The sequence below is a fragment of the Stenotrophomonas lactitubi genome (genome assembly GCF_002803515.1).
GTDB lineage: Bacteria > Pseudomonadota > Gammaproteobacteria > Xanthomonadales > Xanthomonadaceae > Stenotrophomonas > Stenotrophomonas lactitubi.
The window spans coordinates 1,084,407-1,105,696 of sequence record NZ_PHQX01000001.1 but is presented as its reverse complement, the minus strand read 5'-3'; the positions used below and the strand labels follow the sequence as shown (position 1 = coordinate 1,105,696).

Sequence of the window (21,290 nt, the reverse complement as noted above, 5' to 3'; positions counted from 1 at the left end):
ATCGGGACCATGACGCTCTTCACGACCGACTATCTGGAGTACTACCTCACCCTCGTGTCCTGGATCGTCAACAACGGCATCTGGGCGGTGCTGGTGTCCAGCGGGGTATTCGCGCTGCCTTTCGTCGCCATCATCGTGCAGGAGTGGCTGAAGGCCCGTGCGGAAGGTGCCGACGAAGGCAACAAGGGCTTGCTCTCGGCCGTCCGCATCGAGAACCGGGTCTTCGTCGCCATCGTGGTGGTGATGTTCGCGGGCATTCCGTTCATCGACGTGGACCTCAACACCATCCAGTACGACAGCTCGCGCTCGGCCCAGTGCCAGGTCAGCGTGCCACAGCCCACGGATACCGGCTGGTCACAGTCCTTCAGCACCATCAACAACCAGTCCGCGAAGGTGCCGGTCTGGTGGGCCTTCATGCACGCGCTCTCGCGCGCTGTCACGAGCGCCTCGGTGGCGGCGATCCCATGTGGTACGGACCTGCGGCAAATGCGCATGGAGATCGACGCGACCCGCATTGACGACCCGGTGCTGGCCCAGGAAGTGGCGGACTTCTCGCGGGATTGCTATGGGCCTGCGCGGGCCAAACTGTTCATGCAGCGCCCTCAGCTCGATGAGCAGCAGATGCACGACGTGACCTGGATCGGATCGAGGTTCTTCACCGACACCAACGGCTACTACGACACGTACCGTTCCAGCACGCCGCGCGACGACTGGCCCTACGACAGCAACCGCGATGCCGGGCTTGCGCAGGTGGCCAGCGGCGGCGGCTATCCGAACTGTAGGCAGTGGTGGGCCGATGGCAGCAACGGCCTGCGGGCACGCCTGCTGGGACAGGTGGACCCGAGCCTGCTGAATCGCCTGGCGGGCTGGGCCGGGTTCCTGAGCCGGGCCGAGGTGGACGACTCGGTGATCCGCGCCATCGCCTCCCCGCGGCAGCAGAAGTTGAACCAGGGCAGCGTCTATACGGACTACGGCGGCCAGATCGACAAGACCCTGCCGAACATCGTGACGCGCGCCACGGGCGACGTCGGCATGGCAGTCGGCGCGATTGCCGCGTTTCCTGCCATGGACGTCGTGAGACAGGCTCTGCCCATGGTCCTCGCCTTGCTCAAGATGGCGCTGGTCATCTGCATCCCGCTCGTGCTGGTCATCGGCACCTATGACCTGAAAACGGTCGTCACCGTCAGCGTCGTGCAGTTCGCGCTGTTCTTCGTGGACTTCTGGTTCCAGCTCGCCCGCTGGATCGACAGCACCATCCTCGATGCGCTTTACGGCTGGGGCTTCGGGTGGAATCGGCCGCACACCAACTTCGACCCGCTGGTGGGATTGAACAATGCCTTTGGCGACATGCTTCTGATGTTCGTCATGGGCACCATGTTCATCGTCCTGCCTACGTTCTGGATTGGCGCACTCACCTGGGTCGGTGTACGTGCCGGTGCAATCGCCAACACCTTCGCCACTGCCACAAAGGATGCAGGAAGCGCTGGCGGCAAAGGAGCAGGTGCTGTCTCAGGCGGCAAGCTCAAATGATCGAATGACCTTCGGCGTCAGTCGTCTTGGTACATCTCGTGGGAGGTATCGTTGTACAGGTTGGGATCGTAGCCAGGCGTGGCCCGCAGTTCCTCAATGGTTGGGTACTGCAGTTCAAACCCTTCTTCATCGGGATGGTGCTGATTCATAGCCCATCCTGCCACCACCACGCCCAGCAGCACGAGTGCGAACCAGAAAGCAACGTAGAGCAGCACCCCGAGCACAGCCAGCTTGAAGACCCACACAAGTGCGGTAGCACCAGCTCGCGGCACACCCCTGAATACCAGCCAATTCGACGCCCGCCGTTCGCCGCGCGCATAGGCGCGCCATCCGCGGCCAAAGGCGCGGCCGAGGCGTTCTGCGGTGCTGGTGCGGGTCGTCGTGTTCATGGTCGTATCCTGCTGTTAAGGAATGCCTATTCCAGTTTGCTCCACTTCATTCGGTTTGCGGCTTCAATGTGTTTTCTTGCTGCTTCAGGACGCTTCGTCATCCGGCCCCACCGGGCCGGGGTCAGGTTCAACGCCGATGCGGTAGGTGGCAACAAAATGCGGCCAGTCCACGTGGTCCACCAGGTCGATGTCCTCGATGACGCCAACCTTCGCTCCCGCACGCTCGAACAGGGCGATGCTCTTAGCGGGATAGTTGTTGCGCGACGGATAGAGCACCCCGTCGAACAGCGCCTGGCCGTCATCTGCGAGCATCGCATGCACCTGGGCGGACACCTGCTGCGTGTGCGTGTAGTCGCGGCTGGCCAACTGCTCTAGGTTCAGGCCGAAGTAGCCCGCCATGACGCCCGGCGTCGTGATATCGGCCAGAAGCACGTCGTCCATCACGCCTACTGCGCGCACCATCCGGGCTTGGACTTCTTTCAGCGCGATCGAGCGTTGCGTGTCCGCAAGCCACTGGTGCTTGTGAAACACCGACTCCATCAGCGCCGTGGGCAGGTCGCGCCCCAGGTAGAGCACGCCGTAGGCCCCCGCCGGGTCATCGTAGCGATTCGTGCTGCTGCGGCCATAGTACAGCGGGCTGCCCCGATAGACGACGCGGCTCACATGCTGGAGCAGTTCACCGTCATCGATCAGGAACGAAGGCAGCTCGTGGCTCATGGCGATCTCGCTTCAATGCACCTGGACGCCCAGCACGTTGAACACGGCCTCGGCCACGTCATCGATCGTGCCATGCGTCACCGCATCCACCGGCGAGCGACCGCCCAAGCCTTCGAGCGGCTCGGACAGCGCGCTGTAGATCGTCCAGTGGTCGATGCCCTCGACCTCCTGGAGCACGGTTTGGGTCAACTGCTGCTTCACCGGGTCGAGCTGCCAGTCGGGCAGCTTCTGGCCGCGCGGCCCCACGTTCAGCGCCAGTAGCCGACGGGCGAGGATGTCCTTGTAGATTTGCTGGCGCGACTTGTCCGCCAGCTTGGCGAACTCGGCAGGCGGCAGGTTGTCCGGCTGATTGAAGGCTTCCAGCAGCACGGCGCGGCCTCTCTGGACGTCGGTTTCAGTCGGTGCCCAGCGCGTGTCGGAGCGCAACGCGGCCGCCTTGCGCTGCAAGGCCTGCGCCACCGTTTCACCTTCCAGGTTAGCGGGCAGCGTCACAGCCTCCACGCGCTCGTGGATGAACGCCTGCAACTCGGCCGCGAAAGCCGGGGCATCCCGGATTTCGACGGTATCGGCGAAGCGTCGCACATCCTCCACCGTGACGCGCGGCAGCCGGTCGGCAATGAATTCGATCGCAGTGGGCATGGTCAACTCCCAGGTAGGTTTGAGACAAGACTCACTCTAGTCGCCTTTGTCGCCTTTGTCAACTTGATCGCCTGAGTGGGAGCCCACCTGGCGGTGTAGCGTCCCGGCAGCATAGGCCGGGGCCAGCGCCAATTCGCCGTCCAATCCATTCGTGCGGGTTCCGCATTGACGCTGGAGCCGCAACTCAGGCCCAGCTATACCGAAACGGTGAAAGGCCAAAGGGTCGAAACGGCAAGGGAATGGGATGCAAGGGGAAAGGCCCTATCCCGAAAAGGCAAAAAGGCCTCCCGCCCGGCCCGCTATCAGGACATCGACATGCTCTCCCTGTTCCAGCGGAAACGGCCTCCGGTCGCTGCCGCGACGTCTCCAGCCCCCGCCATCGACCTCCCGAAAGGGTTGATGCGGCCGGAGTCGGCCGCATCGCTGCTGGCCACCCCGCGCCGGCAGAAGCTGCTGGAACACATCTGGCAGCGCACCTCGCTCTCGCGCCGGCAGTTCGCCACCCTGTACCGCGCGCCACTGGAGCGATACGCCGAGCTGGTCCAGGTCTTCCCGGCCTCCGAAGCGCACCACCACGCCTACCCGGGCGGTATGCTCGATCACGGCCTCGAAATCGTCGCCTACAGCCTGAAGCTGCGGCAGTCCCATTTGCTGCCCATCGGGGCCAGCCCCGAAGACCAAGCGGCGCAGGCCGAAGCCTGGACTGCGGCCGTCGCCTATGCCGCACTGCTTCATGACATCGGCAAGGTTGCCGTCGATCTGCACGTCGAGCTGGCCGACGGGAGCACCTGGCACCCATGGCACGGCCCGCTGCGCCAACCGTACCGCTTCCGCTACCGCGACGACCGCGAGTACCGGCTCCATAGCGCCGCGACAGGCTTGCTCTACCGGCAACTGCTCGACCGCGATCTGCTGGACTGGCTCAGTGGCTATCCTTCCCTGTGGGCGCCGCTACTCTACGTTCTGGCCGGGCAGTACGAGCACGCCGGGGTACTGGGCGAGCTGGTCGTGCAGGCTGACCGCGCCTCCGTCGCTCAGGAATTGGGCGGCGATCCCGCGCGTGCCATGGCCGCGCCCAAGCACTCGCTCCAACGCAAGCTGGTCAACGGGCTGCGCTACCTGCTCAAGGAAGAGCTGAAACTGAACCAGCCCGAAGCCTCCGATGGCTGGCTCACCGAGGACGCGCTGTGGCTGGTGAGCAAGACAGTCTCGGACAAGCTGCGCGCGCACCTGCTGTCCCAGGGGGTCGATGGCATCCCCGCGAACAACACGGCCGTGTTCAACGTGCTACAGGATCATGCCATGTTGCAGCCCACCGCCTCCGGCAAGGCCATCTGGCGCGCAACTATTACCAGTGAGAGTGGCTGGTCCCATGCCTTCACGCTCCTGCGCCTGGCCCCGGCGCTGATCTGGGAGCCCTCGGAGCGACCCAGCCCATTTGCGGGAACCGTGACCGTGGACAACGCCGGCGAGGCCGAGGACGGGCCGCGCCCGTCCGCGCACGACGCTGCACTGCGACCCGGAACAGCGGCGGCAACAGAGAAGGAGCCTGCAGCAAGCAGCCATCCAGATCAGTCGGGCGGGAGTCGCGCCATACCTCCCAGCCCGCAGCGCAATCCGGCCGACCCGCTGGAAAGCATGCTGGCGATGTTCGAGGCAACGCCTGAGCCGGAGCAGTCCGTCGAAGCCCCGCCAGAGGGTGCCGACGATGCAGCGGCGCCGCTCGACCATCCCGCATCGGCCCCTGGTCCTTCGGCGCCGACCGCCGCGCCTGCCGCGCACGATTCCGCCTCATTTACCGGGCGGCCATCGGGCGAGCATTTCATGGCCTGGCTGAAACAGGCCGTCCAGACCCGCAAGCTCATCATCAATGACGCCAAGGCCCTGGTACATACCGTGTCCGACACGGTTTACCTGATCAGCCCTGGTATTTTCCAGCGCTACGCACAAGAGCATCCAAACATTGGGCCGCTTGCAAAGGACGCGGCCCTGCAGAACTGGCAGTGGGTGCAGAAGCGCTTTGAAAAACTCGGACTCCACAGGAAACAGCCATCGGGTCTGAACATCAGGACGTGCGAGGTCATGGGGCCTCGCAAAACGCGCCAGGTGCATGGATATTTGCTCGAAGATCCATCGCACATATTCGATGCCGTTCCACCGAACAATCCTTATCTGTCGCTCAAATAGCCGACTAAGGGGGAAGTGCCACACGTTCTGTTTGAGCGGGTGGCAGGCTTCAGTCGATCCGAAGAGGCTCGAACGACTTGACGAGTTGGTCCACCACCTTGACCTGCCGCAGCAGCGGTTCGAGCGCGTCCAGTGGCAGAGCGCTGGGTCCGTCACAGCGTGCATGCGCCGGGTCGGCGTGTGCTTCGAGGAACAAACCGCCGATGCCGACCGCCATGCCGGCCCGCGCGAGTTCGGGCAACTGTTGGCGACGCCCACCCGAAGCCAACGCATCCGCTTCTCGCCGCTGCAGGCTATGGGTGACGTCGAACACCAGTGGCAGGCCACCGCTGGCAAGGCTCATTTCGCGGAAGCCCAGCATGTCCACGACGAGATTGTCGTAGCCGAACTGCGTGCCACGCTCGCACAACAGGACGCGCGGGTTGCCAGCCTCGTGCAGTTTGTGGACGACATGCCTGATCTGGCCCGGGCTCAGGAACTGCGGCTTCTTGACATTCACTACCCGACCGGTGCGAGCAATGGCGACCACCAGATCGGTCTGCCGGGCCAGGAAGGCCGGAACTTGCAGTACATCGGCAATGGCTGCGACCTGCACGGCCTGCTCAACCTCATGCACGTCGGTCAAGACTGGGCATCCGAACCGCGACTTGACCGCATCGAGGACCCGCAACCCTTCGTCCAGGCCGACACCTCGGAAAGAATGGATCGACGAGCGATTGGCCTTGTCGAATGACGCCTTGAAAACGAAGGGTATTTCCAGCTTGCGCGTCACCTCCACGAAGTGCTCGGCCGCAGCCAGGGTCGTATCGAGATCCTCGATGACGTTGATGCCGCCGAACAGCACGAACGGCAGGTCGTTGGCGACTGTGATGCCCTCCGAAATGGCGACGTGCAGGGAGGTGGCTGATGATATCGATCGCATAAAACTTCCTCTCGTGATGTCAACGACCGCAGGTGAAAGCTCCGAGCGTCGTCGGCGAAGAATGCCCCACGGTCTTGGACTTTGCGTGCAGACGCGTCCGCAACAGCGCTTACAGGGTCTGGGGTCCGCACCGGCGACTCCGCCTGTGACCACGGTCTTCCTTCAGCGGTTCACTGAAGACCGAGCGCCTTCATCAGCCTCGGCTTCTGGCTCGCGAAGGTGCCATAGAACACGTCGTCGCCGACGATCGTGATCGGGGCCACACGCACGCCGGTTCGTGACTTAGCCTCCGCGGAAATCTTCGGGTCGGTCAGGTCGCGCTCTTCAAACGCGATGCCCTGCTGGGACAGCCACGCCTTCAGCGCCCGGCAGTCCGGGCACGTCGGAGTGCTGTAGATGAGGATGTACGGGGTGTTGGCCTGGGGCATAGTCGCACCTTCACTTGCCCCGAGCGGCTAGCCAGCTCTTCATCATGGCAATCTCGCCTTCCTGCGCGGTTATGACTTCCTGGGCCAGCTTGCTGACCTCTGGATCTTTGCCGTATTGAAGCGCCACCTTGGCCATGTCGATCGCGCCCTGGTGGTGTGGGATCATGCCGCGCATGAAATCCACATCTGCGTCGCCGCTGAAGTCGATCATCATGTCCGCATGCATGCGGTCGTTGCCGGCACGATAGGCGGCCGTCGAGGCATCGCCCGAGCTGCCGGTCGTCGCCTGCTGGCCGTTGTCGCCCAGCCACTTTTTCATCATGGCGATCTCGTCTTCCTGCGCGGTGATGACGTCCTGGGCGAGCTTGCGAACCTCCGGGTCCTTGCCGTACTGCAGCGCCACCTTGGCCATGTCGATCGCGCCCTGGTGATGCGGGATCATGCCGCGCATGAAATCGCCGTCGGCGTTGCCAGTGAACTGCGCTCCCATTCCCGCGTGCATCTCATTGGTCACGGCACGATAGGCAATGGTGGAGGGGCTATTGATCGCGGACATGCTGGAAGGTATGTCATGCCCATGTCCGCCGCTGGCACTGGTCGGCGGTTCAATTTTGCCGGAGGACTCCAGGCCGCTTTGGACGACTGTCAAACCTCCAGCAACCAGCACGGCGCCAGCAATGAACATGAGACTGAGCTTGTTTAGATTCATGAAAATTCTCCTTGGACCTTGATGATGTGGTCACTGTATTGCTTCCAATGGTTGGAAGGTCAATATGGCGGACTCACATGTGCCCGGATGCAACACTAGGACAAGTAACCATTTTCCAATTGCGAATAGATCTCAATATAAGGTAGGATGTTAGGATGTAAATCAACTGAAAGGAATAGACCATGTCGCAACAGCAACAGCCAAAAGTTCACGACGCCAGCGACTTCCCTATAGTCCGATTCGAAGGCTCCAGCATCTACGAAGGCTACGGCGCCCCCTGGTGCGCGGAGATGGATGAGTTCCTCGCTCGCGGCAAGCCCTTTGTCCTCATCTACGTCGCAGGCGGGCCGGACGAGGCACACGACGATCGCGTCATGCGCGGTGCTTGGCTGAAAAGCCACAAGGAGATGCTGGACGGCATCTTGCTGGCGCTCATACATGTAGAACCCGAACCGACCAAGCGAGCGCAGTTGGAGGAAATGCTGCCGATGCTCGTAAAGGCCTTTGGCACGCCGCAAGCCGCGCGCGCCAGCCGTGACGAGGCAGAGAGTCTGGGCCGGCACGTTCTCGCCGGTGGTCGCATGAACGATTCGGTATGAGCGGCCCGCGCCATGAAAAAGTCAGAACATAAATCGCGTGCTACAAGCACGAATTACGTGGGTCGCAAGGTCATCGGCCCGTTCAGTCTCGCGCTGGTGCTGGCCGCGCCAGGGGCAGATGCACAAGGGCTGGGTGACCCGGGAAAGGGCGAGGTGCCTGAGGCTGTAACGCTCCCAGCGGTAACGGTCACCGGGGAAACCTCCTCGGAGACCACCGAAGGTTCAAATTCCTACACCACACCACGCACGTCTGCCGCCACGCGACTGCCACTTGCCATCAGGGACACGCCCCAGGCTGTAACTGTCATAACCCGGCAGCACATGGAGGATCAGCAGCTCAACACAATTCAGGATGCCTTAGCACAGTCAACAGGCGTCGGCTCTCGCACCTTGGGCAGCGAGCAAGTGACTTTCCATGCAAGGGGCTTTTCTATTGATAGCTTCCAATACGACGGTATCCCGACCGGCTTCGTCAATGGCGCAAGCTTTCTAGACACGGCCTTCTATGACCGCATCGAAATCGTGCGCGGCGCCACGGGCTTGCTCACGGGCGCAGGCAACCCGTCTGCATCGATCAACCTGGTGAGAAAGAGGCCGACGCGCGAGTTCCAAGCAAATGCCTCGGTGAGCGCAGGATCATGGGACAACTATCGCAGCATGCTAGATGTCTCCACTCCGATGACCGAGGATGGCCGTGTTCGCGCCAGAATCGTGGGCGTCACTCAAGATCGGCATTCATATCAAGATCGATACCAGCAGAAGAAGAACGCCTTCTTTGGTTTAGTCGAGGTCGATCTCACTCCCGATACCGTGCTGAGCATGGGCTATGACTATCAGGACATCAAGCCCAAAGGCGTCACCTGGGGCGGCGTGCCGCTTTGGTTTAGCGATGGATCAAACACAAATTGGTCGCGCTCGAAATCCATGGCGCCTGATTGGGCCCGCTGGGACAACCGGTTAGAAAACGCGTTCATTGGTATCGAACACGGATTCGAAAATGGCTGGAAACTGAACGCGACCATTACCAATCAGCGGTCGAAGTCCAATGCTCGACTCCTCTCGCCACTCGGTTATCCAGACCGAGACACTGGCTTGGGGATGATCCCGCTGGCGATCTCTGATTCAACTCCGTCCAGGCAGAACAGCTTCGATACAATGGTCAGTGGTCCATTCGAGTTACTTGGCCGCAAGCATGAACTGGTCCTAGGGGTTCTGGCGTCTCGTCGAACGGAGGATGAATACAACAGTGGATTTGTTTATCCTTTAACGCCTATGCCGAGTATTTTCGGCTATGACGGCCAGTATCCTGAACCAAATTTCGCAGCGAACGGTTTCACCAGCACGCATACCACTATCGAACAAAGCGGCGTCTATGGCGCCGTGCGCCTTTCCCTAACGGATTCCCTGAAAGCTATTCTAGGCGGGCGATTCAACAACTATAAACTCGACGAATTCGACGGCATCACATCTACGCATTACAAAAAGACTGCCAAGTTCACCCCATATGCAGGTGTCGTGTACGACATCAACGACACTTACTCAGCCTATGCGAGTTACACGGAAATTTTCAATCCGCAGTCGTCTTACCGGAATGTCAACAACCAGGTGCTCCCGCCAACCAATGGGAAAAACACCGAAGTCGGGTTGAAGGGTGAATATTTAGACGGGCGCCTGAATGCTTCGATCGCCTTGTTTGAAACGCGGCTCGATAACTTGGCGCAGGCGGAAAACTACGCACTACCAAATGGTACGTGGGCGTATCACACCGTGAATGGGACAAAGTCGAGAGGTGTCGAATTCGACCTCCAGGGGGAACTGGCCGATGACTGGAACATCTATGGGGGCGTTGCCCACTTCAATTCCACTGACGCTACGGGCGAGCGGCTAAGTGCGTACCTTCCGCGCACAACTGCGCGTCTATTCACCACCTATCGGCTTCCCGGCGATTGGTCTAAGTTGACCGTTGGCGGGGGGGTGACGTGGCAAAGCGGCACTTACCAGAGCGCAACAAACCCGCAAGGTGCCAGCGTCAATGTGGAACAGAAATCTTACGCACTAGCCATCCCTGATGGCCAAGTATCGGGCAACACGCAACATAGACCTGATGCTGACCGTCAACAACCTAACCGATCGGCGCTACACGCTTATGAGCGGGTTCTACAACCAAGTCGTCTATGGCGCGCCGCGCAACTTTATGCTGACGCTGAGCTACAAGCTCTGACTGCACGATCTATCCCTCGCTATCCATCGTCGGGCGACAAGATAGCCTGACGATGGAGCGAGAAATGTGCAAGCTGCAGTGAATCCTATCGCCCGATAGAAGTCTCGTGATGCTGCTTCCTGCCCCACGACAAGCTGGATGTGGTCTTCCGGATCGTTCTGAACAAAACTGCTTAAAGGCGCGACTAACCTGAGCACCCGGCGTGTCGACGGCGAAGGATCGGCAAGGCTCCGTATTGGGGTGAAACGGGGGCAGTTCGCCTTACGCCGAACGATGATTCAGCGCGGTGACCAGCGGTGCCAAGACATTACGCACAGCCTCTGCGGCTCCGTCTGGGTCTTGGCATTCGATCGCATCGACGATCGCCTCATGGACATCCAGGCCAGGCTCAGGCAAGTCTTCATCCTCCAGTACGGCCAAAGTGTTCATTCGAACGGAGTTCGAAAAGTAGCGGTACAACTCGGACAGCGCATTATTGCCGCATACCCGCGCAATGGCACAGTGAAAGGCCGTGTCGGCGTCCACGAACAAGGCGCGCGATTCATGATCGCTTTGCTCCCCGCGCGCCTTCAGGAGACGGCGCAACATCGCCAAGTCCGCCTTGGAGCGGTTGATAGCTGCCAGCCGCGCGGATTCGATTTCGAGCATGCAGCGTAGCGCAAGGTGCTCGCGCAGGCTCGAACGGCCAATACGACGCATGACCTCGACAGGATCGACATTGGTGCGCACATAGGTGCCATCTCCTTGCCGAACTTCAAGCACCTGCCCATGCGACAGCACGCGAATAGCTTCCCGCACGGTGTTGCGAGCTACGTTCAACATGTCAGCCAGTTCCTGCTCTTTCGGAATCTTCTCACCCACCGGCCAGACGCCATTCTCGATCTGACGGCGGATCAGCTCAATCGTCGTGTCGACCAGGGAGCGCCTCGGCGCGTGCGGAAGTGTGGTGCCATCAGTCATCGCGATTCGGTAATACTCAAAAGATAGGATCATCCAACATGGATTCACCCAATAATAGCGCATTCGCATCTGGTGATGCATCTAACCGCATAGGTGGAGCTTCAACAGCGCAGAGGGGCGTTGGAGGGGGGCTGTATGCCGCTGAACTCCAAGGCCGCAACTCCAACTCGTTCATGAGCCGCCCAGGCACTCCGGCAGCAGCATGACCTGCTGCCTGTCTTGACTCTCGATGTATCTGGGCATGTTGACCTCTGCGTTCAATACGTCCGCAAACTTTACCGGACGTATCTTCAAGTTGACAAGGGGTTTCCACACGGCCTCCGGCGACCGCAAACATTCGAATGCCTCGGCTGTGAAAGCCGCCCCCAAACGCAGCGCTACACGTGTGGCGATCTCGCCATGCCCCCCTTCCTAGGCTGTCACTTCCCTTCCTATACATAGGATGTTAGTATGTTTAAATAGCAATAGTTGCAATCATTCATATTGCTCAACGACTCCTAACGATTGGCTTGCCTGAGCCTCGAGCCCACGGATCTAAATATCAATGAACATGTTGCTTCTGAAAGGTCGGAGCTATGCGCAACATGCGCTCACGGCGCTGACTTCTGTGAACGTGCTTACGCCGGGTTGGGCCTATGTATTCCGCTCCGCGGCTGCGGTCGCGCTGGCTTATGCCGTGGCCTATTCGCTCCAACTAGACCGCGCCTATTCAGCGGCGAACTCGGTCATGCTCGTCGCCAGCGCAAGTCAAGGTGCCACGCTCGGCAAGGGCGCGTCGCGCCTGGCCGGAACGATCATTGGCGGGATTGCCGCTATCGTTCTGCTGGGTCTGACCATTCAGGCGCCGGCACTCTTTCTGATCGGCTATGGCCTGTGGCTGGGCATGTGCAGCGCTGCGGCGACCGTATCGCGCCACTTCCGCTCGACCACCTTTGCGGTCCTTGGCTACACCGTTGGGTTCGCGGCTTATGAGGTACTGGAAAATCCCGCACATGCCTTCAACGGTGTGGCAGCCCGTATAGCGACTGTTGCAGTCGGTGTCGTCTGTCTTGGCGTGGTCAGCGCCCTGTTCTCACGCCGTGCAACACGTGAGAAGCTGGAGTCGGCCATCGCTTTGCAATTGGGGAAAGTGGGTCGGCTCATCCTTGCGCGGACTCGTAATGGCGGCGAACCTGCCTCCCAAGCCACACCCGAGCAGATCGCCGCACTGTTTGCCATTGACGACCTCCTCGAAGTCAGCCGCGCGGAGTCACCGGAGGTCGCCGTTCGTGCCGTTGCCGTCAGGGATGGCCTGGCCGCACTCTTTGGCGCACTCCTAGGAGCGACGGAGTCCTCCATACGACTGGATATGGAAGACCACACCCAGCGCGCGGCAGCGGGCCAAACTGTCGAGTTGCTAGCCCAAGCCATCGAGCTGGTCGAGAGTGGCGAAGAAAGCCAACTTAAAGAGGCCCTTAAAAAAGTGGCTCAGCTTCGTCGAAGGCTAAACCGGATGGTGGACGAGACCGAGTCGCAAGGAGGAAGTTCCACCGCACTCATCAAACTGGACCGTCTGATAGAAGTGATCAGCGACTGGGAGGCTGCACTCATCGGGTTGGTCCAACTGCACAGCCCGCGTGCGCACCGTACTGCCAGCTTTCGCTTTCATCGGGACTGGCATAGCGCGATCAAAAACGGAATCCGCGCACTGATCTTCATCACTCTCGTCGGCGAACTGGGTTTGCTGACGGGCTGGCGCAATTGGCAAACTGCGATCTTGCTGCTTGCTCCTTACGGCATTCTCATGGCGATGACAGGCAACCCGGTTGCAGGCGCAGTGTCCTTCGTCAAAGGTACGGCGGCAGCCATAGCGCCTGCCTTCTTATGCGGATTTTTCCTGCTACCACATGTGCAGGGCTTTCCGTTGATGATCGCTGTGATGCTGCCATTCTGGATCGCTGGCTTCTACGCAATCACGAAACCAAACTATGCGTTTGCCGGAATGGGATACCTGGTCGCCTTCAACACGCTGATTGGAGAGAAAAACCTGATGAGTTACGACATGTCAGCGTTCTTCAATTACGCGCTTGGCTGGATGATCGCAGTTATCGCAACCGTCTATGTCCTAAAACTGATCCTACCGCACGATCCGCGCAGAAATGCCGGCCGCTTAAGCAATGCGATTCGCAACGATGTCCGCCAGTTGATCAGTAGCGGATACAGCGGGCCGCGGCTAGTGTGGGAACACCTGCAGCACCATCGATTGGCCGGGATTGTGGCGAACCTAAAAGGAGATAAAGATTACGCCTCTACGCTGCTGAGCAAGTGTGTTGGTGTGCTGCATTTAGGTCGGTCCTCGGCGAGGCTGCACCTAACGCTGCAGGATACTGAGGTGCCCGCCTCGGTGCGACAACAAGCGTCCGAGGCGTTGAACGAGGCCGGGAATCCCACGCAAGGGACGGGCAAGCGTCTGGCCGTTATCAGTGAAGTCGTCCACGCTTCTGCAGATACCCACCAGACGAATCGAAGGGCTATCCATCGTATTTCCGCCTGCATCCGAGATATGGGTGGGTTAGTCGAACTTCACGGCGACTGGTTCGCCACCAACGATAGAAACTCGCAATGTTAAGTGAATTTTCAGTCGCGGGCATTTACATGCCTCCGCTGCTCTTCTACATCGTCGTAGCGTGGCTGCTATTTCTCGGAATCCGCCCGGTGCTGGCGAGGACAGGCGTGATACGGCTTTTTTGGCATCCGGCATTGTTTGAGTTCTCCCTACTCGTATCGATCATCACAGCCTTCGTCCTTTTATTCTGATTCCGAGTCTTCTATGAAAATGACATTAAAACCTCTATTCAGGATTTCTCTCACGCTTCTGGCAGTCGCTGGAATGGCATGGCTGATCTCGGTGCTATGGCGCGAGTATGTAGTTTCCCCTTGGACGCGCGACGGGCGCGTGAGTGCCGAAGTTGTACAGATTGCCCCGGAAGTTTCCGGCACCGTTGTCGAAGTCGCGATCAAGGACAACCAGCATGTGAACCGGGGAGACGTGCTCTACCGGCTTGACACTGAGGATCTCGAACTTGAAGTTATGGAGAAGAAGGCTGAGCTTGAGCAGCATGAAGCCGACCTCGCAATTAAGATGAATCTTGCTAAACGGCGCAATACGCTCGGTGGCGACATCATCGCCAACGAAAGAATCGATCAAGCCAACGGTGACGTGCGTGCAGTGCGGGCGGCAGTGGATCGTGTACGAGCTGAGCTGGCCAAAGCCGAGCTAGATGTCAGGCGAGCGACGGTCGTGGCACCCGTTGACGGCTATATCACAAATCTCCACCTACGCACTGGCGACTATGCGACCAAGGGTACCAGCAAGGTCGCGATCCTAGATCCGGACAGTTTCTGGATTACCGGATATTTCGAGGAAACCAAGCTCAGGCATATCGCTCCCGGAGACCAAGCGCAAATTCGTCTCATGGGCTTCGATTCACTGATCCAAGGTCACGTTTCCAGTATTGGTCGCGGCGTGGCGGACACCAACGACTACTCCGATCAGCATGGCCTGCCGAGCGTCAGTCCAGTCTTCACCTGGATTCGACTGGCCCAACGCATCCCGGTGCGTGTGCATATCGACAAGGTGCCTCCCGACGTGAGGCTTGCTGCCGGCATGACGTGCAGTGTTGCCGTGGGCACGTCAATCCCCAAGGGGCGTCTGCTCGCTTGGGCTCAACAGGTCCTGTGAGGTTGCCATGCGAATTCCAATTACAGCTGCCATCGTCCTCGCATTGTTATCCGGTTGTGCAGTTCCTCACGCCGTTCGCTACGAAAAGCCGGTACCACTCGTGCCGAACGCTTGGGCCGAGCAGGAGAAAATGCAGCATGCCTCCGACAATGTGGCCGAGCTTCAGACGTGGTGGAAAGCCTTCAACGACCCTCTACTCAATCGTCTCGTTGACCGCGCGCTTGCAAACAATCTTGACCTCAAAATCGCCTCGCAGCGCCTGCTGGCAGCGCGCGCCGAGCGCGATGCCATTTCTGCGGATCGTGGGCCGAAGTTAGGCATTGCAGCGAGTACCTTGGATCAACGCAGTAGTCCACTCGTTGATTGGCCTAGAGGAATTGGCGTGTCTAACGCCCAAACAGTCGAGTTTGAGGCAAGTTGGGAGCCTGATCTGTTCGGGCGAATCAAGCAGTCTATTGAGGCGGCTGATGCTACCGCAGGAAGCATTGAGGAGGATCGGCGGGCCATTCTCACGAGCCTGCTGGCCGAAATTGCGTCAAACTACATCGAGCTGCGTTCGGAGCAACAGCGCTTGGCGATCGCTGAACGCAATGTCGCACGTACTAAGGCCACCTACGACACGAATGTGCGTCTTCGCAGTGCAGGGATCGTTGACGCATCTAGTCTCACGCAGGCACACGCGGAATGGCAGGCCGCGGTCGCGCAGTTGCCGATCTGGCATGCCAGGGTGAGCAAACATTCTCACGCAATTGCCGTTCTCGTCGGCGGATTTCCCGGCGATTGGCAAGTCGAGTTGGCGCAATCCACCTCTCCGGTTCCCGCCCCCCCAGCGTTGCCTGTGTCCATTCCCTCCCAGGTTCTACGGGATCGACCCGACATTCGGGCAGCGGAACGAAAACTTGCCGCGGCAACAGCCAAAGCCAATGTCGCCGTTGCCGATCTCTTTCCCCGCTTCCGGATCCCACTGACACTGGGAACAGCGGCGAGCGGTTACGGTTCACTTTTTTCAGCCGGGAGCCTGATCTGGAGCGTGACGCTGGCAGGCTCGGAAACTTTGTTTGACTCAGGGCAACGCGAGGCGCGCATTCGTGCCGCGAAGGCAACCACGGAAGGCCAAAGGCTGGACTACCAGCGAAAGGTCCAGATCGCTTTCCGCGATGTCGAAGATGCGTTGACCCAAACCCATCAGGAAGGTGTTCGCGAGGAGTCCTTGATGAGGGCACAGGAAGACAGCCAACTGACCTACGATCGCGCCTTGAGAGAACGCAAGGTTGGAACGATTGATTACCTAACGTTGCTAACCGCCGAACGGTCGCTTTATTTGGCTGAAGACCAGTTGATCGAAAGTAAGGCCAAGAAAGCGCTCAACATGGTCAGCCTAGCCAAGGCATTAGGTGGGGGGTGGCAAACGGCTTATCCAGAAACCCCTTCCGAAACCGCGCAATCCACCAAGCAGAGCACAATCAATTAGCCCAAGTCTCGAGCCAATTACCGACACAGGGATACACCATCTCACCAACGCTATTAACCGACATTATTCACCGAAGTACATATAGAAATCCGTTGTCCCGTTACAGCAACTCGGAGTCAATCACAGCATAACCTTATTAGCTTAATGGCAGAGAAATTACCTACCGATTTTTTTGAATCGGGCTTCATTTCAACAGACTTTAGAAAATCTCGGCTATGAAACACATGCAGCACACTTGGGCATCCCATTCATTTCAATCGTCAAAGGGCCTGCGCCATCGCTCAGTGCAGGCGTTGGGAGCCATGTTTCTTATCCTGGCCCCGTTCGCCTATAGCGCCACCTCGCAGGAAGCACAAGAGCCAGAGAATGTGAAAGTGGTTCGACAATACCTTGAAGCTTGGAATAGCGGGAAAACCAATGATATGAAAAAAGTTCTCGACTCCAACGTCGTCTATTTCAATACTAGTAATGAAGTACCCCGCACCGGGCCGGAATCCATCACCGAAGTCTCGCAGTTTCTGAAGCAAATTTTGCCTGATCGAAAAATGAAAATCCGCTCGCAACCGATTTCATCCGACGATGGCGTAGCGATTGAATGGGAATTCACCGCCACCAAGAGAAACAGTGGCGAGACGTCACCCTCCAGCACGAATATCAGTTATTTCGGTGCGAGTTTTTTCCGCGTTTTGAACGGAAAAATTGTCTACGCAAGCGATTACTACAACCACAACACCATGCAGAAGCAGCTTCAGCCGTAGCACAAGTCGGACCCGTGCATTCGGCGTTCCATGAATAGCTGACCTCGCCGAGCAGTCGCGCATCACCCGCTTGACGTTACAACGATGGCAAGCCCCATAGTGCCATCAGTGGCTTATTAGTCGCAGGGAGCGCAACTAGCCACGTCGGAATACTCAGTGTTACGCATGCGTTATCTCAACACTCGAATAGGGGAGCGCATGCCGACCAACAAACACGCGCATTCTCAATGGATTAAGGATTCCGAATGAAGCTACCGACTACAAAACAAGAACTCCTAGATAAGGTTCGCACCAGCCACCGAAAGCTGGAGGTGGTAACCGCCACGGTCCCCGCGGACCACTACAGGCACATCGCCATGATCTGGCAAGAACAGCGCCGTCACACCAGCGCTGCAATGATCCTGGTGGACGTGATCCTCTGGAATACGATGATTCTGCAGCTCGCACACGTTCATACACCTGGACCTTCGGCTTCGTTCTTCTCAGCGGACACAATGATTAAGCGCGCCGAAGGTCTTTCAGGGATGTTCCAACGCCGTTTCGCAAACAGGGACCTTTGCGAGCTGGAAACCATGCTTGCAGAGGGCCAGAACCGGGTGCTCGACATCGTGGCGCACCATTCGGACGTTAGGCTTTTCGATCCCACGACGAGCCCGATGCAAACCCTCGGGCGCAGGATTCAGTTCTTCACCGCTACGGCCTACGACGACGCACTGTCGAAGATGCGGCAGTGGAAGCAGGTGATGTAGCGACTGGGGCGCCCGCTAGACGGTACGCCTCCCGCATCGGCTCGATCATCTTGGATCTGATCGCACCGGCTTTCGCGCTGCCTGCCACAGCAGCGGCACCAGGATCAGCGCCAAGGCCGGGAAGATCATCCAGTTGACCGCTTGCCAGCCCGAGCTATGCAGGATCGAGCCCGCGAGGAACGACACGGCCGCCGTGGCGGCGAAGACGAAGAAGTCGTTCATGCCCTGCGCCTTGCTGCGCTCGGCCGGGGTGTGGCAATCGGTGACCACCGCCGTCGCGCCGATGAAGCTGAAGTTCCAGCCGATGCCCAGCAGCGCCAGCGAGCCCCAGAAGTGGGACAGGCCGAGCCCGCCCAGGGCCACCACCCCGGAGGCGGCGAGCAGCACCATGCCCACGGCGGTCACGCGCTCCTTGCCGTAGCGCACCATCAGCCGCCCAGTGAAGAAGCTCGGCCCGAACATCGCCAGCAGGTGCCACTGGATGCCCAGGGCGGCGTTGTCCACCGAATGCCCGTGGTTGACCATCGCCACCGGCGCGGCGGTCATCACGAACGCCATCACCCCATAGGACACCACGCCCGCGGCCACGGCCAGCGCGTAGCGCGGCATCGCCAGGAGCTGCAGCACCGTGCGGCCGCTGTCGGCGGCGGCTTCGGCCGGGGTCTGGCGCGGCGTGCGCAGCATCAGCAAGATCGGCAGGGCGATCAGCGGCAGCAGCGCCTGGCTGAGGAAGCTGCCGACGTAGGGCGTGCCCGCTACCGCGTCGCGCGTGAAGATCACCAACTGCGGCCCGATGATGGCACCCGCGAGACCCCCCACCATCACCCAGGAAATCGCCTTGGCCTTGAGCGCGTCCTCGGCGGTGTCGGCGGCTGCGAAGCGGTAGCTCTGCACATACGCGCCGTAGAAGCCCGCCAGGAAGGTGCCGGCGCAGAAGATCCAGAACGAGGCCAGCATGATGCCCAGCGCGGCGATCAGGCCCGAGGCCACGCCGAAGCCGACCCCGACCACGTATCCGTTGCGGCGGCCATGGCGCCGCATGATGAACGCCGCAGGCAAGGTGCCGATGGCAAGACCCAGGCCGAACAGGCTCACGGGCAAGGTGATCCAGGCCGAGTCCTTGGCAAGCTGCTGGCCGACCAGCCCGCCCAGCGACATCACGATGGGCGCGCTGGCGCCACCGAGCGCCTGCGCGCCGGTGAGAACGCCGATGTTTCGGCGCGTGATGCTCTGGTCGGTCATGGGCGGTCTTTCTTGTTCGTTTGTCTGGCCGGAAATATTACACGCATGAATATATGTTCAGTTATCCGACCATGATTCGGCCATGCGATGCTCATGAACCGCCGCAACCTGGTCGCTCCTCGCAAATCTCCCGAGCGGCAGAAGGAACAGCCTGCCGTTCCAATGCGAGCAGGTGCTCTTTCACCCGGGTCAGTTGCGCCATGCGTTCCTCGACATAGGCGAGATGGTCCCGGACAGCCTGCGTCAGCAGCTCGGGTTCCGGGGACTCGCGATGCGTCCAGCCCAGCAAGTTGCGCATGTCATCCAGGCCGATGCCCGACGCGCGGTAGTTGCGAATCAGGTAAAGCCGCTCGACATGGGCCGGGCCATAGCGCCGGTAGTTGTTGCGGGACCGCTCGGGAGCGGGCAGCAGGCCCTCCCGTTCGTAGAACCTGATGTTCTCAGGGGGCGTGCCGGTCAAGCGCGCGAGTTCACCAATCCTCATCCAGCTCTCCGCGCGCAGCGATGGGGGACGCCACCGCTGCGCGCCGGCCCTCATCCCGGCGACCGGGCGGGCTGCTGCGCCGTGGCGCCCGATTGCACCGTGTGCTCAGTCCAGCCGCCGCCCAGCGCCTTGTACAGATGGATGAGGTTGTTCAGCCGCGTCAGGCGCGTGCGCACCAGGGTCTGCTGCGTGCCGTAATGCGTGCGCTGCGCGTCGAGTACAGTGAGGTTGTCGTCCACGCCCTCCTGGAAGCGCTGCTCGGCCAGCTCGTAGGCCTTCTGGCTGGCCGCCACCAGGAGCTGCTCCGCGCGGATCTGCTCATCGAGCGTGCGCTTGCCCGCCAGGCCGTCGGCCACCTCGGCGAAGGCCGCCTGGATGGACTTCTCGTAGTTGGCGATCTCGATGCGCTTCTGTACGTGCGCCACGTCCAGGTTGGCGCGCAGCGCGCCGCCGCGGAAGATGGGCAGCGTGATCTGCGGCAGGAAGCTCCAGGCCCGCGAGCCCGAATCGAACAGGCCGTCCAGCGAAGCGCTGGCCGTGCCCGCCGAGCCCGTAAGGCTGATCGTCGGGAAGAACGCGGCCCGCGCCGCGCCGATGTTGGCGTTGGCGCCGATCAGCATCTGCTCGGCGGCGCGGATGTCCGGCCGGCGCGCGAGCAGTTCGGACGGCAGGCCGCTCGGCAGGCCGGTCGGCACGATGTCGTCCGGCAGCGCCATGGCCTCGTCAAGCTGCCGGGACAGCTCCGGCGTCAGCGGCTGGCCCAACAGCAGCACCAGCGCGTTGCGGTCCTTGGCCGCCTGCCGTGTGTAGGCGGCATGGTTGGCCTCGGCGGTGCGCAACGCGATCTCTGCGCGGCGCAGGTCGAGCTGCGTGGAGTTGCCCGCTTCCACCAGTTGGGTGGTCAGCCCGTAGGAGCGCTTCTGCGTGGCGAGGGTGTCGCTCGTCAGGCGCAGCAGTTCCTGGTCGGCACGCAGCGTGAGGTAGGCGCTGGCCACCTCGGACACCAGGCTCATCTGCGTGGCGATGCGGGTCTCGTCGAGGGCCAGGTAGGACGCCAGCGCCCGGTCGCTGAGGCTGCGGATGCGGCCCCACAGGTCCAGTTCCCAGGCGGCCGTCACCCCGGCCACGTCGTAGCGCCGGAGCACGTCGCTTTGCCCCGTGGTGCTGAGGTCGGCCGGTACGCGCTCTGACGCGCCGCGGGCGGAAACGCCCAGGTTCGGCAGCATCTCGGCACGCTGGATACGGTACAGCGCCTGAGCCGCCTCCACGTTGAGCGCGGCCTTGCGCATGTCGCGGTTGTTCTCCAGTGAAATGCCGATCAACTGCTGCAGCAGCGGGTCGCGGAAGAAGTCCCGCCAGCCGATCTCGGCCGTGATCGCGTCGTCGGGCGTCGCGGCCGCCGGTTCCACATAGGCCGCGCCCAAGGGATAAGCCGTGTCGATCGGCGCTGCGGGCCGGTCATACTTCGGTGCCATGGAGCAGCCAGTCAACGCCGCCGCGAGGGCGAGCGGCGCCAGCGTCCTGGCGGGTCGTGTGAATGCGAAAGATGTTTTCATGTCGTATG

At 60.5% G+C, this 21,290-nt stretch carries 20 protein-coding genes; 10 read left to right on the top strand and 10 right to left on the bottom strand.

Going from position 1 to position 21,290, the window contains the following annotated elements; all coding sequences use genetic code 11:
- The first annotated feature begins 9 nt into the window (after positions 1–9).
- Positions 10–1,530, top strand: a complete 1,521-nt coding sequence (locus tag CR156_RS05215) for a conjugal transfer protein TraG N-terminal domain-containing protein (RefSeq protein ID WP_047219618.1) — start codon at positions 10–12, stop codon at positions 1,528–1,530.
- Positions 1,531–1,547: 17 nt separating this feature from the next.
- On the opposite strand, the gene CR156_RS05210 is transcribed toward CR156_RS05215, so the two are convergent.
- The 3 genes from CR156_RS05210 to CR156_RS05200 form a co-directional block, all read right to left on the bottom strand.
- Positions 1,548–1,919, bottom strand: coding sequence for a DUF3742 family protein (locus CR156_RS05210; protein WP_058130706.1), 372 nt, complete (start codon positions 1,917–1,919; stop codon positions 1,548–1,550).
- 84 nt (positions 1,920–2,003) lie between these two features.
- A complete protein-coding gene (locus tag CR156_RS05205; protein WP_058130708.1) occupies positions 2,004–2,636 on the bottom strand; it encodes an RES family NAD+ phosphorylase in 633 nt (210 codons plus the stop codon).
- Between the two features lie 12 nt (positions 2,637–2,648).
- Positions 2,649–3,275, bottom strand: a complete 627-nt coding sequence (locus CR156_RS05200; protein WP_047219624.1) for a hypothetical protein — start codon at positions 3,273–3,275, stop codon at positions 2,649–2,651.
- A 315-nt stretch (positions 3,276–3,590) separates the two neighbouring features.
- Between CR156_RS05200 and mobH the strand changes: the two genes are divergently transcribed.
- Positions 3,591–5,462, top strand: a complete 1,872-nt coding sequence (mobH, locus tag CR156_RS05190; RefSeq protein WP_058143964.1) for a MobH family relaxase — start codon at positions 3,591–3,593, stop codon at positions 5,460–5,462.
- A 49-nt stretch (positions 5,463–5,511) separates the two neighbouring features.
- Here the strand turns inward: mobH and kdsA are convergent, their stop codons facing one another.
- From kdsA to copM, 3 genes are all read right to left on the bottom strand, one after another.
- A complete protein-coding gene (kdsA, locus tag CR156_RS05185; protein ID WP_058143963.1) occupies positions 5,512–6,384 on the bottom strand; it encodes a 3-deoxy-8-phosphooctulonate synthase in 873 nt (290 codons plus the stop codon).
- Positions 6,385–6,554: 170 nt separating this feature from the next.
- Positions 6,555–6,812 carry a glutaredoxin family protein gene (locus CR156_RS05180; RefSeq protein ID WP_058143962.1) on the bottom strand — a complete coding sequence of 86 codons (258 nt, stop codon included), beginning with the start codon at positions 6,810–6,812 and terminating at the stop codon, positions 6,555–6,557.
- A 10-nt stretch (positions 6,813–6,822) separates the two neighbouring features.
- Complete coding sequence (gene copM, locus CR156_RS23260; RefSeq protein ID WP_058143961.1) at positions 6,823–7,521, bottom strand: CopM family metallochaperone; 699 nt, start codon at positions 7,519–7,521, stop codon at positions 6,823–6,825.
- A gap of 182 nt (positions 7,522–7,703) precedes the next feature.
- Between copM and CR156_RS05170 the strand changes: the two genes are divergently transcribed.
- Together CR156_RS05170 and CR156_RS05165 are read left to right on the top strand one after the other, a co-directional pair.
- Entirely contained in the window at positions 7,704–8,120 is a 417-nt protein-coding gene (locus CR156_RS05170) for a hypothetical protein (RefSeq protein ID WP_058143960.1), read from the top strand.
- A 57-nt stretch (positions 8,121–8,177) separates the two neighbouring features.
- Entirely contained in the window at positions 8,178–10,391 is a 2,214-nt protein-coding gene (locus CR156_RS05165) for a TonB-dependent siderophore receptor (protein ID WP_207764189.1), read from the top strand.
- A gap of 211 nt (positions 10,392–10,602) precedes the next feature.
- Here CR156_RS05165 and CR156_RS05160 read toward each other — a convergent pair whose 3' ends face one another.
- On the bottom strand, positions 10,603–11,301 hold the full coding sequence (locus tag CR156_RS05160) for a FadR/GntR family transcriptional regulator (protein ID WP_100554080.1): 699 nt from the start codon (positions 11,299–11,301) through the stop codon (positions 10,603–10,605).
- Positions 11,302–11,845: 544 nt separating this feature from the next.
- Here CR156_RS05160 and CR156_RS05150 point away from each other — a divergent pair.
- The 6 genes from CR156_RS05150 (at position 11,846) to CR156_RS05125 (ending at position 18,000) form a co-directional block, all read left to right on the top strand.
- A complete protein-coding gene (locus CR156_RS05150; RefSeq protein WP_058201273.1) occupies positions 11,846–13,909 on the top strand; it encodes an FUSC family protein in 2,064 nt (687 codons plus the stop codon).
- Positions 13,903–14,097 (top strand): DUF1656 domain-containing protein, encoded by a 195-nt coding sequence (locus CR156_RS23375; protein WP_058143958.1) that lies wholly within the window; start codon positions 13,903–13,905, stop codon positions 14,095–14,097. Before CR156_RS05150 ends, CR156_RS23375 begins: the two co-directional genes overlap by 7 nt.
- Before the next feature lie 73 nt (positions 14,098–14,170).
- Positions 14,171–15,022: an efflux RND transporter periplasmic adaptor subunit gene (locus CR156_RS05140; RefSeq protein ID WP_207764188.1), complete on the top strand. Its 852-nt coding sequence runs from the start codon at positions 14,171–14,173 to the stop codon at positions 15,020–15,022.
- A 7-nt stretch (positions 15,023–15,029) separates the two neighbouring features.
- Positions 15,030–16,493 (top strand): efflux transporter outer membrane subunit, encoded by a 1,464-nt coding sequence (locus CR156_RS05135; RefSeq protein ID WP_063893102.1) that lies wholly within the window; start codon positions 15,030–15,032, stop codon positions 16,491–16,493.
- A gap of 215 nt (positions 16,494–16,708) precedes the next feature.
- Positions 16,709–17,251 carry an ester cyclase gene (locus CR156_RS05130; protein WP_058143955.1) on the top strand — a complete coding sequence of 181 codons (543 nt, stop codon included), beginning with the start codon at positions 16,709–16,711 and terminating at the stop codon, positions 17,249–17,251.
- A gap of 245 nt (positions 17,252–17,496) precedes the next feature.
- Positions 17,497–18,000, top strand: a complete 504-nt coding sequence (locus CR156_RS05125) for a ClbS/DfsB family four-helix bundle protein (protein WP_058201274.1) — start codon at positions 17,497–17,499, stop codon at positions 17,998–18,000.
- Between the two features lie 45 nt (positions 18,001–18,045).
- Here the strand turns inward: CR156_RS05125 and CR156_RS05120 are convergent, their stop codons facing one another.
- From CR156_RS05120 to CR156_RS05110, 3 genes are all read right to left on the bottom strand, one after another.
- Entirely contained in the window at positions 18,046–19,242 is a 1,197-nt protein-coding gene (locus CR156_RS05120) for an MFS transporter (RefSeq protein ID WP_058201275.1), read from the bottom strand.
- A gap of 91 nt (positions 19,243–19,333) precedes the next feature.
- Positions 19,334–19,726, bottom strand: coding sequence for a MerR family transcriptional regulator (locus CR156_RS05115; protein ID WP_019396549.1), 393 nt, complete (start codon positions 19,724–19,726; stop codon positions 19,334–19,336).
- A gap of 50 nt (positions 19,727–19,776) precedes the next feature.
- Positions 19,777–21,282, bottom strand: a complete 1,506-nt coding sequence (locus tag CR156_RS05110; RefSeq protein WP_024069210.1) for an efflux transporter outer membrane subunit — start codon at positions 21,280–21,282, stop codon at positions 19,777–19,779.
- Positions 21,283–21,290 lie beyond the last annotated feature (8 nt).

Bases quoted from the DNA above. Each gene is read 5' to 3' on its own strand.
- mobH (WP_058143964.1), top strand. From the start codon at position 3,591: ATGCTCTCCCTGTTCCAGCGGAAACGGCCTCCGGTCGCTGCCGCGACG.
- kdsA (WP_058143963.1), bottom strand. From the start codon at position 6,384: ATGCGATCGATATCATCAGCCACCTCCCTGCACGTCGCCATTTCGGAG.
- CR156_RS05120 (WP_058201275.1), bottom strand. From the start codon at position 19,242: ATGACCGACCAGAGCATCACGCGCCGAAACATCGGCGTTCTCACCGGC.
- CR156_RS05150 (WP_058201273.1), top strand. From the start codon at position 11,846: ATGAACATGTTGCTTCTGAAAGGTCGGAGCTATGCGCAACATGCGCTC.
- CR156_RS05115 (WP_019396549.1), bottom strand. From the start codon at position 19,726: ATGAGGATTGGTGAACTCGCGCGCTTGACCGGCACGCCCCCTGAGAAC.
- CR156_RS05210 (WP_058130706.1), bottom strand. From the start codon at position 1,919: ATGAACACGACGACCCGCACCAGCACCGCAGAACGCCTCGGCCGCGCC.
- CR156_RS05180 (WP_058143962.1), bottom strand. From the start codon at position 6,812: ATGCCCCAGGCCAACACCCCGTACATCCTCATCTACAGCACTCCGACG.
- CR156_RS23375 (WP_058143958.1), top strand. From the start codon at position 13,903: ATGTTAAGTGAATTTTCAGTCGCGGGCATTTACATGCCTCCGCTGCTC.
- CR156_RS05170 (WP_058143960.1), top strand. From the start codon at position 7,704: ATGTCGCAACAGCAACAGCCAAAAGTTCACGACGCCAGCGACTTCCCT.
- CR156_RS05110 (WP_024069210.1), bottom strand. From the start codon at position 21,282: ATGAAAACATCTTTCGCATTCACACGACCCGCCAGGACGCTGGCGCCG.
- CR156_RS05130 (WP_058143955.1), top strand. From the start codon at position 16,709: ATGAAACACATGCAGCACACTTGGGCATCCCATTCATTTCAATCGTCA.
- CR156_RS05125 (WP_058201274.1), top strand. From the start codon at position 17,497: ATGAAGCTACCGACTACAAAACAAGAACTCCTAGATAAGGTTCGCACC.
- CR156_RS05140 (WP_207764188.1), top strand. From the start codon at position 14,171: ATGGCATGGCTGATCTCGGTGCTATGGCGCGAGTATGTAGTTTCCCCT.
- copM (WP_058143961.1), bottom strand. From the start codon at position 7,521: ATGAATCTAAACAAGCTCAGTCTCATGTTCATTGCTGGCGCCGTGCTG.
- CR156_RS05135 (WP_063893102.1), top strand. From the start codon at position 15,030: ATGCGAATTCCAATTACAGCTGCCATCGTCCTCGCATTGTTATCCGGT.
- CR156_RS05160 (WP_100554080.1), bottom strand. From the start codon at position 11,301: ATGACTGATGGCACCACACTTCCGCACGCGCCGAGGCGCTCCCTGGTC.
- CR156_RS05200 (WP_047219624.1), bottom strand. From the start codon at position 3,275: ATGCCCACTGCGATCGAATTCATTGCCGACCGGCTGCCGCGCGTCACG.
- CR156_RS05205 (WP_058130708.1), bottom strand. From the start codon at position 2,636: ATGAGCCACGAGCTGCCTTCGTTCCTGATCGATGACGGTGAACTGCTC.
- CR156_RS05215 (WP_047219618.1), top strand. From the start codon at position 10: ATGACGCTCTTCACGACCGACTATCTGGAGTACTACCTCACCCTCGTG.